The 15,020-nt window shown below is 41.5% G+C and carries 14 protein-coding genes; 4 read left to right on the top strand and 10 right to left on the bottom strand.

From position 1 onward, the window contains the following. The first annotated feature begins 326 nt into the window (after positions 1-326). Complete coding sequence (locus QL229_RS15815; protein WP_249930214.1) at positions 327-686, top strand: DUF2834 domain-containing protein; 360 nt, start codon at positions 327-329, stop codon at positions 684-686. A 258-nt stretch (positions 687-944) separates the two neighbouring features. Here the strand turns inward: QL229_RS15815 and QL229_RS15810 are convergent, their stop codons facing one another. Then, on the bottom strand, positions 945-1,850 hold the full coding sequence (locus QL229_RS15810; protein ID WP_138557552.1) for a LysR family transcriptional regulator: 906 nt from the start codon (positions 1,848-1,850) through the stop codon (positions 945-947). A gap of 105 nt (positions 1,851-1,955) precedes the next feature. Here QL229_RS15810 and accD point away from each other — a divergent pair, with 105 nt between their 5' ends. Further along, a complete protein-coding gene (gene accD / locus QL229_RS15805; RefSeq protein WP_281547159.1) occupies positions 1,956-2,822 on the top strand; it encodes an acetyl-CoA carboxylase, carboxyltransferase subunit beta in 867 nt (288 codons plus the stop codon). Positions 2,823-3,186: 364 nt separating this feature from the next. On the opposite strand, the gene pyrF is transcribed toward accD, so the two are convergent. The 9 genes from pyrF to gyrA form a co-directional block, all read right to left on the bottom strand. Continuing rightward, positions 3,187-3,891 carry an orotidine-5'-phosphate decarboxylase gene (gene pyrF / locus QL229_RS15800; protein ID WP_138557554.1) on the bottom strand — a complete coding sequence of 235 codons (705 nt, stop codon included), beginning with the start codon at positions 3,889-3,891 and terminating at the stop codon, positions 3,187-3,189. Positions 3,892-3,923: 32 nt separating this feature from the next. Continuing rightward, the gene (lapB, locus tag QL229_RS15795) at positions 3,924-5,060 is read right to left on the bottom strand and encodes a lipopolysaccharide assembly protein LapB (protein ID WP_135924712.1); all 1,137 of its coding nucleotides are present in this window, start codon (positions 5,058-5,060) and stop codon (positions 3,924-3,926) included. Between the two features lie 2 nt (positions 5,061-5,062). Beyond that, positions 5,063-5,344 (bottom strand): LapA family protein, encoded by a 282-nt coding sequence (locus tag QL229_RS15790; RefSeq protein WP_054551349.1) that lies wholly within the window; start codon positions 5,342-5,344, stop codon positions 5,063-5,065. A gap of 20 nt (positions 5,345-5,364) precedes the next feature. Then, positions 5,365-5,652, bottom strand: coding sequence for an integration host factor subunit beta (gene ihfB / locus QL229_RS15785; RefSeq protein WP_036968575.1), 288 nt, complete (start codon positions 5,650-5,652; stop codon positions 5,365-5,367). A 65-nt stretch (positions 5,653-5,717) separates the two neighbouring features. Further along, complete coding sequence (rpsA, locus tag QL229_RS15780) at positions 5,718-7,385, bottom strand: 30S ribosomal protein S1 (RefSeq protein WP_063528811.1); 1,668 nt, start codon at positions 7,383-7,385, stop codon at positions 5,718-5,720. Between the two features lie 92 nt (positions 7,386-7,477). Then, positions 7,478-8,191 carry a (d)CMP kinase gene (cmk, locus tag QL229_RS15775; protein WP_135924714.1) on the bottom strand — a complete coding sequence of 238 codons (714 nt, stop codon included), beginning with the start codon at positions 8,189-8,191 and terminating at the stop codon, positions 7,478-7,480. 104 nt (positions 8,192-8,295) lie between these two features. Beyond that, on the bottom strand, positions 8,296-9,576 hold the full coding sequence (aroA, locus tag QL229_RS15770; RefSeq protein WP_138557555.1) for a 3-phosphoshikimate 1-carboxyvinyltransferase: 1,281 nt from the start codon (positions 9,574-9,576) through the stop codon (positions 8,296-8,298). Next, complete coding sequence (gene serC / locus QL229_RS15765) at positions 9,577-10,665, bottom strand: 3-phosphoserine/phosphohydroxythreonine transaminase (protein ID WP_138557556.1); 1,089 nt, start codon at positions 10,663-10,665, stop codon at positions 9,577-9,579. A gap of 69 nt (positions 10,666-10,734) precedes the next feature. Beyond that, positions 10,735-13,431: a DNA topoisomerase (ATP-hydrolyzing) subunit A gene (gyrA, locus tag QL229_RS15760; RefSeq protein ID WP_138557557.1), complete on the bottom strand. Its 2,697-nt coding sequence runs from the start codon at positions 13,429-13,431 to the stop codon at positions 10,735-10,737. Between the two features lie 176 nt (positions 13,432-13,607). Here gyrA and ubiG point away from each other — a divergent pair, with 176 nt between their 5' ends. Continuing rightward, the gene (gene ubiG / locus QL229_RS15755) at positions 13,608-14,318 is read left to right on the top strand and encodes a bifunctional 2-polyprenyl-6-hydroxyphenol methylase/3-demethylubiquinol 3-O-methyltransferase UbiG (RefSeq protein WP_138557558.1); all 711 of its coding nucleotides are present in this window, start codon (positions 13,608-13,610) and stop codon (positions 14,316-14,318) included. After that, the gene (locus tag QL229_RS15750) at positions 14,318-14,992 is read left to right on the top strand and encodes an HAD-IA family hydrolase (RefSeq protein ID WP_138557559.1); all 675 of its coding nucleotides are present in this window, start codon (positions 14,318-14,320) and stop codon (positions 14,990-14,992) included. The genes ubiG and QL229_RS15750 overlap by 1 nt, the downstream gene beginning before the upstream one ends. Positions 14,993-15,020: the final 28 nt, after the last annotated feature.

Genomic DNA, 15,020 nt, shown 5'->3' with positions numbered 1-15,020 from the left:
GATCATCTGGTGATACAGATGGTTCACTCATTAAGCGGTGAACAGCGCTTCATACGACTTCACGTCGCACGCCCCAAAACGTGTTAAGGCGAATTACTCAAAAGAGCGAACTTCGGCCATCCAAAATTGCTTTTCTATTTCGTAAAAGTATATTGCTCGCATAGTCAAGAAAACGACCCAATCGCTCGTTTTTGTTCCGTGACAAAAGCTAAAACCACTGTGTTTTAGTAGTATTGGCAATTAGTTAAGAAGTTTGTTACAAATGAGTCATTCTGAAAATCGAATGACGCTGCGGTAGAAAAACGCGCGACTTGCTTGCTATAAACATGTTTGGATTTACAACAAAAATTAACAAGGATGACGAAATGGTAAGGTTTTATCTAATTCTTACTGTGCTAGGTGTATTGCTACCCTATGGAGCGTTTGTTCCTTGGCTAATAACCAATGGCTTAGATATAGGTCTTTTGTTCAGTGAAGCGGTCGCAAACCCGATTAGTATATTTGCTTGGCTTGATGTCTTAGTTACGGCGATTGTTTTGTTAGGTTTTGTCATAGTAGATGGCCAAAGACATAAAGTGAAGTATCGATATTTTGCCGTGCTGGGAACTTTATTAATTGGAGTGTCGTTTGGGCTCCCAATGTATCTTTACTTCAAAGAAAAACAATCTCTTCAACCACAGCCCTAACTTCGAGTCAGTCGGATCTGGGTCGGAACATTTATTCCTATTTCCTTTTAGATTCATTACACAGTTCAGAGCATAGTACTGAGTTTTAACAAACATTTTTACTATTAGTTGAAAGCTTGTACGCAATTCATCCCAATTTAGTGCATCCTCCATAGTACAACCCGCTGCCTCACTTTTGTACAAAGACTTGCTCAGCCAATCACCTCCTCTAAAAAGTGGTTCAGACAAATCATTTTTATTGACATCTTTCTTTACTTATCAGCCTCTATCTAAACTTGCTTGGTGCTTTAAATGATCAATAAACACCGAGACCTTTTTTGCCAAGTATTTTCTGGAAGAGTAAAAGGCATACAAAACCAAATCTTCGGGCTCATATTCCATTTTCACTACTTCCAGAGAGCCAGAATCTATCTCATTACGACAGGATTCGGTTGGCAGTATAGCAAAGCCCAGAGCTGCCAATGTGCCAGATTTAGCAAGATGCCCGCTATTGACCTTAAATGAAGACTGAACTTTTTGAGTAATAAGCTCACCTTTAGTATTTTTGAAAACCCAAGGTACTCCATTTAACGCAGTAAAAGTATTGATACACGGGACGTGCTTCAAGTCGGTAATCTGAAAAGGTCTAGGATAGGTCTTTAAGAGTTTTGGCGATGCCACAACAGTACTTGGCCAACGTTTTAACTCCTTAGCTACCCAATTATTATCTTCGAGCTTTCCTCGGTGAAAACTTAATATGATGTCAAACCCATCAAGTAAATCCTCTTTCGGGCTGATACTTGTATCGCAACATAGTGAAATTGAGGGATGCTTGGTACAAAAAGACACAACTGCTTGAGCTAAAGCAGGCGAGTCTGGCATTAAAACTCTAAGCTGCCCTATGGCTTCATGAGAGTGCAGTTTCACTTCCTCAAGAGCATCATTAAGTTTGTCAAACAAAGGCTGTGTGCGTAAGTAGAGATGTTCTCCTGCATCTGTTGGAGCGATTCGGCGTGTGGTTCGGTTGAATAGCCGTATATCTAGTCGTTCTTCCAGCAAAGCAACATGACGACTGACATTTGATGTTGGCAAACTTAAAAATTCAGCAGCCCGTTTAAAACTGTTGTTCTCATAGACAGAGTGAAAACTTTTTAGCCACTGCTGGTCAATTTTATCAAGCACCATATTTTAATCCCATTTTGTTGGATTATAAAAACAATAAAGCACACTTTATTACCAAAAATAGGTCTATACAATACTTATCACTAAGGTTATATGAAAAGGTTTCCGATGAGTTGGTTAGAAAAACTATTAGATAAGAAGAATATAATCAGTACACGTAAAGCTTCGATCCCAGAGGGAATTTGGACTAAATGCCCATCCTGTGTTCAGATCTTATATCGCATTGCCCTCGAAGAAAATTTAGATGTGTGCCCAAAATGCAGTCATCATATGAGAATGTCGGCATGCCGCAGCTTAGACAGCTTTTTAGATAAAGGAGAGCGAATTGAGATTGCGAGTGAGCTTGAACCGAAGGACTTTCTGAATTTTAAAGATCTTAAACGCTACAAAGAACGCCTAGCTCTAGCCCAGAAAAGTACTGGAGAAAAAGATGCCTTAGTAGCGATGAAAGGAAAACTTATGGGCTTACCTGTTGTTGCCTGCGCATTCGAGTTTTCTTTTATGGCAGGCTCGATGGGCTCAGTTGTAGGTGCACGTTTTGTTCAGGCAGTTGAAGCTGCTGTAGATGCAAATTGTGGATTAGTTTGCTTTTCAGCGAGTGGGGGCGCTCGTATGCAAGAGTCTCTGATATCGTTAGTGCAAATGTCAAAAACTAGTGCTGCGTTAAATCGTTTATCCAGTAAAGGCTTACCATATATTTCTGTATTAACAGACCAAACACTGGGTGGCGTTTCAGCGAGTTTAGCCATGCTAGGGGATATTAATATTGGCGAACCGAAGGCAATTATCGGCTTTGCTGGACGACGCGTGATAGAACAAACCGTTCGGGAGAAATTACCCGAGGGCTTTCAGCGGAGCGAGTTCCTCTTAGAGCATGGCGCTATAGATATTATTATAGATAGGCGTGAGATGCGTAAACGAGTTGGTGGATTGCTGGCTAAAATGACAAATACAACTATTCCTTTAAAGCCATAATTTATAGGTTCTGTAACGAAGCAGAGCTAGCTAACTGGATAAAGCTCACTCCAATATGTATAAAACCATTTAGAGGTATTCAAAGTTATAAAGCCATTTATGCCTAGAACTTTCTATTGCGACCACCGCTAATAAAAGTAGTCTTAGACGTTTTTGGATACAAAAAGTTACCTGAAAGCAGGATTGTAGAGCATTTACGTTAAGTCGATTCTATCCAAAAACGAGTTTACTCAACCTCCTGATTCTCGCTTGTAGATAACCAAGAGTATTTTTCAAACTACCAACAAACAAAAAGAGCATTGTATATAGCGCGATATAATTCTCGCTTACAATGCTCTTTAAAGACTATTTTAAAATAACGAGGTTATTTTAGTGAATCGTTAATTTCTTTTAGTGTTGCAACTGGGTCTGCCGATTGGGTAATTGGGCGACCTACAACTAAATAGTCGCTACCATCTTCTACGGCTTGTTTTGGTGTCATGATGCGCTTTTGATCACCTGCATCGCTGCCTGCTGGGCGAATACCAGGGGTAACCAGTTTAAAGCCTGCGCCAAGTTCTGCTTTTAGCTTTTTCGCTTCTTGGGCTGAGCACACTACCCCATCAAGGCCTGACTCTTTAGCAAGTTTTGCTAGGTAAATTACTTGCTCTTCTGGCGTTTTATCTACACCTAAACGAGTAAGCTCTGCGGCATCCATACTCGTTAGTACAGTTACTGCAATCAGTAACGGTGCGTCATCACCAAACTGTTCTAAAGCTTGTTTTGCTTTAGTCATCATTTCAACGCCGCCAGAGGCATGCACGTTAACCATCCATACACCCATTTTTGCAGCAGCGGTTACAGCTTTAGCCACTGTGTTTGGAATATCGTGAAATTTTAGGTCTAAGAATACATCAAAACCTAAGTCGATTAGTTCCTTAACAAAGCTAGGACCAAAATACGTGAACATTTCTTTGCCTACTTTAAGGCGACACGTATCAGGCGATAATTGCTTTACAAACGCAAGAGCTGTTTGTTGATCATCGTAATCAAGGGCAATTAATACTTTTTTTGAATCTTCGACAGACATAACTTTCCTAAAAACTAATGGACTAATATGAATTAAAAACCGTCTATGCCACGGCTTGGAACAATTGTTTCCCAGTGCTTACACGATGGACATACCCAATAAATGGTATGACTGGTAAAGCCACAGTGTTGGCACTGAAAATCGGGTTTAGTTGCAATATAAGATGTTACTAGCTTATCAATTTGATCGAGTACATCTTTAATATCGTTGTTTTGTTTGGCAAGTAGCTGTAATAAAAAGCTAAAGCCACGAATAGTCGGATGACGCTTTAAACTATCCGTTAAAAATTTAATTGCTTGCTCAATATGGCCTTGTTCAAGTAAAGCTTGGCAATGTTTTATTTTTATTAATACACCACCTTTATCGAGCAACTCGTTGAGTAACTCATGAAATTGGTGGGTTAAGTTTAATTTTTGATAACTAACTGCAAGCTCTTCAATAAATACCGGCGCAAAAAATGTAAATTGGCTAATAAGCTCGCGCCAATAATAAATTGCTTTTACATAATCTTCATTGGTAAAGGCACTGTGGCCAAGCTCATACAATGGGCGAATGGCTTTATGGTTTAAGCTTATGGCTTTACGCATAATTTGCGTATCGTTATCTTGTAAGGCTGCTTCGCAGTAAAAATTAGCAATGGCTTTCACATGCTGAGGTTTAGTGAATAAATCACTGTGCGCCTCGAACATGTTAATGCCCTTTTCCCATTCACGAGTTTGTGAATAAAGGTTAATAATTGGCTCTAGTGCCTCTTTATGCCCTGCCTTTACAAGCCACACTAAATGCTCTTCTGCGCCGTCAAGCAAACCTGCCATAATATAATCTTCAGCAAGTTCTAGTCGACTGGTTGCAGCTTGTTGTTCATCAAGGCTTGGATGTTTTAATAGCAGCTCATGAATTTTAATTGCGCGGTCAAGCTCGCCGCGGCGGCGAAACATGGTGGCCAATGTTGAATAATGCTCAACTGAGTCAGCTGCAACTTCGAGTAGATTAATAAGGTGTTCTAAGCCTTGGTCTTCTTCTCTGTCTAAGAGAAATTTAAGGCCTTTAGAATATTCAGAGGTAATTTGGCGGTTAAGCTGATGAGCTTGGTTTTTAGCGCTGTTTTTGCCCATTATCCAACCGTAACCGGCTGCAACGGGTAAAAGTAAAAACAGAAGCTCAATCATGATTAGGTGTCTTTATTAGCAACAAGCTTTTTATTGTTTTTTTCAGGCGCTAATTTCTTCTTTAAGCGATAATTCTGCCACTTTAACTGAGAAAACAGTGTAAAGCTTATAAAACAACCAATTGCGACACCTAAAATAAAGCAGATACTTATTACAACAGCTAGGGGTAAAGTATTACTGGCGATTAAATAATTGATTTGCACCAATTGTGGATTCTGTGAACCAAGTACAAACGCAATAAATAAACACAGCGCAATTAATACAATTTTTAATACCCTAAACAAGTAACTACTCCTGTATAAAACTAGGCAATACTCGCATTTACGCGGTCACGTAATTCTTTACCTGGTTTAAAATGTGGTACGTGCTTACCGTCTAACTCAACTGTTTCGCCAGTCTTTGGATTACGACCTGTGCGAGGAGAACGATAATGCAATGAGAAACTTCCAAAGCCACGGATCTCGATGCGATCTGAGCTAGATAATGAGCCGGCCATTTGTTCAAGAATTTCTTTAACGGCATTTTCAACATCTTTCACAGGGATGTGTGCGTGTTGCTCAGCAAGTTGTTCTATCAATTCTGACTTAGTCATAGCGTTTCCTTAAAGAGTGGTAAAGGAAGGGCAAAGCTGCCCTTCCAATTTAAAAAGACTAGATATTAGTCTTTTTGAGCATTTTTGAATGCTGCAGCCATAGCGTTTTCGAACGCTGGCTCTTCTTTCTTAAGCTTCTCTAGTACTTCTTTCTCTTCTGCTTCGAAAAGAGCTTTAACAGATAAGCTTAAAGTGCGGTTCTTACGATCAACACCAACGTATTTCGCTTCGATTTCGTCGCCTACAGAAACTACAGTAGTAGCATCTTCAACGCGCTCTTGAGCGATATCAGCTACACGGATGTAACCTTCAACGCCTTCGATTAGCTCAACAGTTGCGCCTTTCGCATCAACTTCAGTCACTTTACCTTTAACAATAGCACCTTTTTTGTTTGCGTCCAGGTAGTTATTGAATGGGTCAGCTTCGATTTGTTTAACGCCTAGAGAGATACGCTCACGCTCTGGGTCAACTTGTAATACGATAGCAGTGATTTCGTCGCCTTTCTTGAATTCACGTACAGCTTCTTCGCCTGGTGTGTTCCAAGAAATGTCTGAAAGGTGAACAAGACCGTCAATACCGCCTTCAAGACCGATGAAGATACCGAAGTCAGTGATTGATTTGATCTTACCAGTAACTTGATCGCCTTTGTTTTGTAGACGAGCAAATTCTTGCCATGGGTTAGCAATACATTGCTTAAGACCAAGAGAAATACGACGACGCTCTTCGTCGATTTCAAGAACCATAACTTCAACAGTGTCACCTAGTGAAACAACTTTTGAAGGGTGGATGTTCTTGTTAGTCCAATCCATTTCAGAAACGTGTACTAGACCTTCTACGCCTTCTTCGATTTCAACGAAACAACCGTAGTCAGTAAGGTTAGTTACACGACCAGAAAGCTTAGAACCTTCTGGGTAACGACCAGCGATAGCTGCCCATGGATCTTCGCCAAGCTGTTTAAGGCCTAGAGATACACGAGTCTTTTCTTTGTCGAATTTAAGAACTTTAACTGCGATTTCGTCGCCAACATTAACGATTTCTGAAGGGTGCTTAACACGCTTCCACGCCATGTCTGTGATGTGTAGTAGACCGTCAACACCACCAAGGTCAACGAACGCACCGTAGTCAGTAAGGTTCTTAACGATACCTTTAACTTCTTGACCTTCAACAAGGTTAGCAAGAAGCTCTTCACGCTCTTGTGAGTTTTCTGATTCGATAACTGCACGGCGAGAAACAACAACGTTGTTACGTTTTTGGTCAAGCTTGATTACTTTGAACTCAAGCTCTTTACCTTCAAGGTGAGTTGTGTCACGTACTGGACGAACATCAACAAGTGAACCAGGTAGGAAGGCACGGATTGAATCAACTTCAACAGTGAAACCGCCTTTAACTTTACCGTTGATAACACCAGTAACAGTCTCTTGCTCTTCACATGCTTTTTCTAAGCGGATCCACGCTTCGTGACGCTTCGCTTTCTCACGAGAAAGGATAGTTTCGCCGAAACCGTCTTCGATTGCGTCTAAAGCAACATCTACTTCGTCGCCAACAGCAACTTCTAGTTCACCAGCAGCATTTTTGAATTGCTCAGCAGGGATTGCACTTTCAGATTTAAGACCAGCATCAACAAGTACGATGTTGTTCTCGATTGAGATAACTGTACCTTTAACGATAGAGCCTTGCTCTGCTTCAAAACCCTTTAGGCTTTCTTCAAATAACTGCGCAAAATTTTCTGACATTATACGTCTCTAAATAATTAAATAACCAATTAGCAACCATGCTGCATGGGGTTGTTAAAATCGCGCTAGCATCCTGCCGGCACCTTATAAATTTACTTTTTAGCTTTTGGAAGCTTTCCTGCAAGTACTGCTTCGTCGAGTAAAGTTACTACTTTATCAAACACTTGCATCGCATCAAAATCGCTAGTATCGATTTCAATGGCGTCTTCTGCAGGCACTAATGGCGCAACCTCACGTGTCATATCACGGTGATCTCGCGCTTTTATGTCCTCAAGTAGACCACTTAGTGTAACATCAAGACCGCGTTCATTCAACTCAGCAAAGCGACGACGTGCGCGCTCTTCAGCTGTAGCAGTTAAATATATTTTCAACGGTGCATCAGGAAACACAACAGTGCCCATATCACGACCATCAGCAATTAAGCCATTTTCTGTACGAAATGCACGCTGACGTCGTAATAATGCTTCTCTCACTCGTGGTAAAGCTGCTATTTTCGATGCAGCTGCACCCACTTCTTCATTACGAATCGTGGTTGTGACGTCTTCGCCTTCCAACACAATTTTCGATGTGTGAGTGTGGCTATCAACCAAAAACTGCACATCTAAGTTTGCTGCAAGTGGTACTAATGCATCTTCATTATCTAATTCAATCTGATGGTGAAGCGCAGCAAGTGACAGCACACGGTAAATCGCACCGCTGTCTAATACATCCCAACCTAATTTCTCGGCTAACAAGCGACATACAGTTCCCTTACCTGAACCGCTTGGACCATCGATGGTGATTACGGGCATTGATAACGCCTGCATTTATAACCTCCTGCAATGCACACCAAAATAAAACCGGAATATTATACGCCAGTTATTAAAATAGATCCGCACTTAGAGTGTAACTTTTTATATTTTCTTCTGTTTTATTGACTTGAGACAGACTCTAGAACTTTGAAAAATGTAGGAAACGTTTTATACGTACACTTAGGATCGTTTATGGTTATCGGCTTGCCACCCACTGCAACCATCGCAAAACACATTGCTATACGGTGATCGTTATAGGTATCAATCGCAACATCATTAAATGTGTCAGGTGGAGTAATTTCGATAAAATCTTCACCTTCTACAACCTCTGCACCTACTTTTCTCAGTTCGGTTGCCATTGCATATAAACGGTCAGTTTCTTTAACACGCCAGTTATAGATGTTACGAATCGCCGTTTTACCCTTTGCAAAAAGTGCTACAGTTGCCAGTGTCATGGCCGCATCAGGTATTCCGTTAGCATCAATATCTACAGCATTCAGCTCGCCTTTGCGAACCACCAGCTTTTCATCGTACCAATCGATTTTTGCGCCCACTTGTTCCATAACTTTGGCAAAGCCAATATCACCTTGAACAGACGCCGCACCTACCCCATTAATTTCAATTTCGCCGCCCGCTATTGCAGCTGCAGCAACAAAATAAGAAGCACTTGATGCATCACCTTCAACCATAATACGCTCAAGTGCTTGATACTGCTGACAGCCTTTTACATAAAACGTTTCGTAGTTATCATGGCTTACAGTAACACCGAAACGCTTCATCACATCAAGGGTAATATCAATGTAAGGTTTAGATACCAGCGTGCCTTTAATGGTAATTTCTGTGTCGCCATTAAATAACGGTGCAGCCATTAATAGCGCTGTTAAAAACTGGCTTGAAATACTGCCATCAATGGCTACTTTACCACCATTGATTTTACCGCCTTTGATAGCCAGTGGTGGATAGTCGTTATTTTTTAAGTAAGTTACATCACCACCCAGTGCTTGCAATGCATCAACCAAATGGCCGATTGGGCGTTCTTCCATGCGTGGCTCACCAACAAGCTCATACTCACCTTCTACAGCAGCAAGTACAGCTGTTAGCGGGCGATATGCAGTTCCAGCGTTACCTAAAAATAACGGTTCAGATGGTGTATTAAATTTACCCGCTACACCTTCAACAGTCGCCACTGTTTTGTCTTCATTAAGCGTAACATTAACACCTAATAATTTTAGTGCACCAAGCATATGACGGATATCGTCGCTATCAAGCAGGTTTTCGACCACTGTCGTACCTTTAGCAAGCGCAGCTAAAAGTAAAATACGATTTGATAAGCTTTTTGAGCCGGGTAAGGTTACGCTACCATTAACTTTTGCAATAGGTTCAAGACGTAGTTGTTCCATTTAACTATTCTCCTTTGCAAACTTAGCCATAAAATCAACCAAGGCTTGCACGCCTTCAAGTGGCATTGCATTGTAAATACTTGCGCGCATACCACCGACAATACGGTGACCTTCAAGGGCTAATAAGCCTGCTTCTTTTGATTCACTAATGAATTTATCATTCAGCGACTCATCATTTAACCAAAACGGAACATTCATACGCGAACGGCAATGCTTAGCAACTTTATTGCTATAAAAATCTGAGCTATCAATATAATTGTAAAGTAGCTCGGCTTTTGCGATGTTTTGCTCTTCCATCGCTTTAACGCCACCATTTGCTTCTAGCCATTCAAACACTTCAGCGGCTAAGTACCATGCAAATGTCGGTGGTGTGTTGTACATGCTGCCTTGTTTCGCTTCTAATGCGTAATCAAGAATACCCGGCTTTGCAAGACCTTCACGTTCAAGTAAGGTTTTACGGATAATTACAATAGATAAACCAGATGGGCCGATATTCTTTTGCGCACCAGCGTAAATAAGATCAAACTGATTTACATCAAATTCGCGCGATAAAATAGTCGACGACATATCAGCAACAATCGGTGCTGATGGGTGTGATGGTACGTCAAAAATTTCGATGCCATCTACGGTTTCATTCGGGCAATAGTGAATGTATGACGCATCAGCAGGTAATTCCCAGCTGCTTGCAGGCTTAATTGAAAACTGACCATTTTGCTGTTCATCATCACGTACGTTGATACTTTGAACTGTGGTGAATTTTGCCGCTTCTTCTGTTGCACCTTTCGACCACACGCCATTTTCACAGTAAATAGCTGGCTTACCATCAAGGTGAAGATTCAGTGGCACAGCACTAAATTGACCACGACCACCGCCATGCATAAATAATACTTCAAACTCATCGCTAATATTCATTAAGCGACGCAGGCTTGCTTCACATTTAGCAGTAAGCGCTAAAAAGTCGCTGCTGCGATGGCTAATTTCCATCACAGATACACCTAAACCTTGCCAATCAATAAATTCTTTTTGTGCTTTTTGCATAACTGCCGGCGGTAGCATTGCCGGTCCTGCACAAAAATTATATTTAGTCATTACTTTGCCTCATTCCAGTAATTATAGTGCGGATAAAAAAAGCGGCCGAAGCCGCTTTTTAAATCAATGTTATTCTGAAGGTGGGTTATCACCCGCTTCTTCAGGATTAGTATCGACTAATTCAACGGCCTCGCCTTCGATGGCTGCAAGCTCATCAACTTCGATTTCTTCGATACGTTGTAAACCAACTACTTGCTCTTCGTCAATAGTTCGTATCAAAATAACGCCTTGAGTATTACGACCAACCGTAGAAACCTCATTTACACGAGTACGTACAAGTGTACCGCGATTAGAGATAATCATGATTTCGTCGTTTTCATCAACCTGTACTGCACCAACCACAGCGCCGTTACGTTCGCTAACTTTGATTGATACAACACCTTGTGTTGCACGGCTCTTCGATGGGTAATCTTCAAGTGCTGTACGCTTACCGTAACCATTTTCTGTCACAGTTAGGATTGCACCATCTGATTTAGGAACGATTAACGATACAACGCGTTGATCGTCTGCCATCTTAATACCGCGAACACCTGTTGCTGTACGGCCCATTGGACGTACGCCTTTAAAGCGGATTTCCGGGTTACCGTTTTCATCAAGTACTGGGTTGCCGTTTTCGTCTAATACTTCAGACTCTTCAGCTTCTTTAAAGCGTACAACTTTACCAGCATCAGTAAATAGCATGATTTCATTCGTGCCATCTGTGATATCAACCCCAATTAGGCTATCGCCTTCGTTTAGGTTAACAGCAATGATACCGCTCGCACGTTGGCGGCTATAAGCTGTTAATGGTGTTTTCTTAACTGTACCAAACGCAGTAGCCATGAAGATATATTTATCTTCTTCGTACTCACGTACCGGTAAGATAGCAGTAATACGCTCATCTGCTTCAAGTGGTAATAGGTTAACAATTGGCTTACCACGCGCTGCACGGCTTGCTAATGGTAACTGATATACTTTCAACCAGTATAAGCGCCCTGCAGTTGAGAAGCACAGAATTGTATCGTGTGTATTAGCAACCAATAGACGCTCGATGAAGTCTTCATCTTTCATCTTCGTAGCTGACTTACCTTTACCACCACGACGCTGTGCTTCGTAGTCAGATAATGGTTGATACTTAACGTAACCTTCGTGAGAAAGCGTTACTACAACGTCTTCTTCATTGATTAGGTCTTCAAGGCTAATATCGTGAGCAGCAGCGCTGATTTCAGTACGACGCTCATCACCATATTGTTCTTTAATTTCTACTAGCTCATCACGGATAACTTCCATTAGACGATCAGGGCTTGAAAGAATGTGTAAAAGCTCGGCAATTAGATCAAGTAACGTTTGGTACTCGTCTAAGATCTTCTCATGCTCAAGACCCGTTAGTTTGTGTAAACGTAGGTCAAGAATTGCTTGTGCTTGTTGCTCAGATAAATAGTATTGACCATCACGAATACCTAAGTCTGCAGCTAACCAATCAGGGCGAGCAACGTTATCTTCACCTGCTTTTTCAAGCATAGCTTTAACAGTGCCTAGCTCCCAAGGGCGAGCTGTTAGTGCCACTTTAGCTTCAGCTGGTGTTGGTGACTTACGAATTAGTTCGATAATTGGGTCGATGTTCGCAAGAGCAATTGCTAAGCCTTCAAGCGTATGAGCACGGTCACGGGCTTTACGTAAATCGAATACAGTACGACGTGTAACAACTTCACGACGGTGAATGATAAACGCTTCAAGCATTTCTTTAAGGTTAAAGCACTTAGGTTGGTTGTTATCAAGTGCAACCATGTTCATACCAAACACAGTTTGTAACTGAGTTTGTGCATATAGGTTGTTTAAGATTACTTCACCAACATCACCACGTTTGATTTCGATAACGATACGCATACCATCTTTATCTGATTCGTCACGTAGTGCACTAATACCTTCAATTTTCTTATCTTTAACTAACTCAGCGATTTTTTCGATAAGACGCGCTTTGTTAACTTGATAAGGGATTTCGTGAACGATGATTGTTTCACGACCGGTTTTTTCGTCAACTTCGATTTCAGCACGAGCGCGGATATATACTTTACCACGACCTGTTAGGTACGCTTGCTCAATACCTTTTTTACCGTTGATAATCGCCGCAGTCGGGAAATCTGGACCCGGGATATATTCAATTAGATCAGCAATTGACATATCTGGGTTTTGAATAAGCGCTAAACAGCCGTTAATAACTTCTGTTAAGTTATGCGGAGGAATGTTCGTTGCCATACCAACCGCAATACCTGATGAACCATTTACTAGTAAGTTAGGTACTTTAGTAGGTAATACGTCAGGAATTTGCTCAGTACCATCATAGTTAGGTACGTAATCAACGGTTTCTTTTTCTAAGTCAGCTAATAATTCATGTGACATTTTCGCCATACGGACTTCCGTATAACGCATTGCTGCCGCAGAGTCACCGTCAACAGAACCAAAGTTACCTTGGCCGTCAACAAGCATATAGCGTAATGAGAAAGGCTGCGCCATACGAACGATGGTGTCATATACCGCGCTGTCGCCATGTGGGTGGTACTTACCGATTACATCACCAACAACACGTGCTGATTTCTTGTAAGGTTTATTCCAATCATTATTGAGTTCGTTCATTGCAAATAAAACACGACGGTGAACTGGCTTTAAGCCGTCACGTACGTCTGGCAATGCACGTCCAACGATTACACTCATTGCGTAATCAAGGTACGAATTTTTTAATTCATCTTCAATATTGACTGGCAGAATTTCATTGGCGAGATCAGTCATTTGATTTCACATTCCTTCAGTATTGACTCATAAAGAGGCACAATGCCGTCTTAAGAGCTTTAGTTATTATTTCCAGACCATGCTATCACAATTTATTTAGATTTACAGGCGCTAAATCTTTGCGATTTAGTAATTTCCCCCTATATAATGGCCTCAGATTGACGAGGAAGTTTTTTATGACCGAACATCAAAATGTAGATAATGCAGAAATTGCAAAGTTTGAAGCCATCGCAGAACGTTGGTGGGACCGCGACGGAGAGTTCAAACCTCTTCATGAAATAAATCCTCTTCGCTTGGATTTTGTCGCCGATAAAGTAGGCGGCTTATTTAATAAGGAAACCTTAGATGTTGGCTGTGGTGGCGGCATCTTAAGTGAAAGCATGGCGCGCATGGGCGCTAAAGTAACCGGCATCGATATGGGCCAAGAGCCACTCACCGTTGCTAAGTTACACAGTTTAGAAACAGGTGTGCCTGTTGACTATATAAAAGTACCAGCAGAACAGTTTGCGGCTGAGCACCCTGCTCGCTTTGACGTTATTACTTGTATGGAAATGCTTGAACATGTTCCAGACCCTGCGTCTATTATTCGTGCTGTAGCAGAACTTGCTAAACCGGGCGCAGATGTCTTCTTTTCAACACTAAACAAAACACCAAAGGCCTACTTGTTTGCCATTGTGGGTGCAGAAAAGCTTTTAAAAATGGTGCCTGAAGGTACCCATGACCATAAAAAGTTTATCAAACCTGCACAACTTATTGCCTGGGCTGAAGAAGCGGGATTAAAAGTAAGAGCCAGCACAGGCCTGAACTATAACCCGTTCTCTAAGCAGTACAGTTTAAATGATGATGTAAGTGTTAATTACATCCTGCACTTTGAGAAATTAGCCTAATGAGTGGTGTAAACGCACCCTCTATCGATTTTGATGCTTTTATTTTTGATCTCGATGGTACGCTCCTTGATACCGCCGATGATCTGGGTCATGCATTAAATCGTGTATTAGCCGATGCAGATATCGCCCCAGTCGCTGAGCATATTTATCGTCCCGCAGCTTCAAACGGAGCCAATGCACTATTAGAGGTTGGTTTTGGTGATAAGTGGCCTGATGTAGAACAACTGGCTTTACGACAACAGTTACTCGATTATTACGCTGATGATATTGCCGTACACAGTAAATGCTTCAACGGCATCGAGCAGCTTTTAATTGCACTTGAGCAAAACAATATTAAGTGGGGCATTATGACCAATAAGCCCGGCTTTTTAACTGAGCCCTTAGTGCAAGCGATCCCATCTTTAAGCAATGCTCTAGCCGTTGTCAGTGGCGATACATTAGCTGTTTCAAAACCATCACCGGATCCACTGTTACATACAGCTGAGATCTTAGCGGTTGATCCAACTCGTTGTTTGTATATCGGTGATGCTGAGCGAGATATTCAAGCTGCAAAAGCAGCTAATATGTACAGTGCAACGGCGCTTTGGGGTTACATACCGAGTGTTGACGCTGCGCTTGGCTGGCAGGCAGATTTTAATTGGCATTCGCCAATTGATGGCTTTAACCATATATAGTGTTATTTATTATCTAAAACACCATATA

The sequence above is a fragment of the Pseudoalteromonas sp. PAR1 genome, from assembly GCF_947311895.1.
Lineage (GTDB): Bacteria > Pseudomonadota > Gammaproteobacteria > Enterobacterales > Alteromonadaceae > Pseudoalteromonas > Pseudoalteromonas lipolytica_C.
This window is presented reverse-complemented; position numbering and strand designations above follow the sequence as displayed.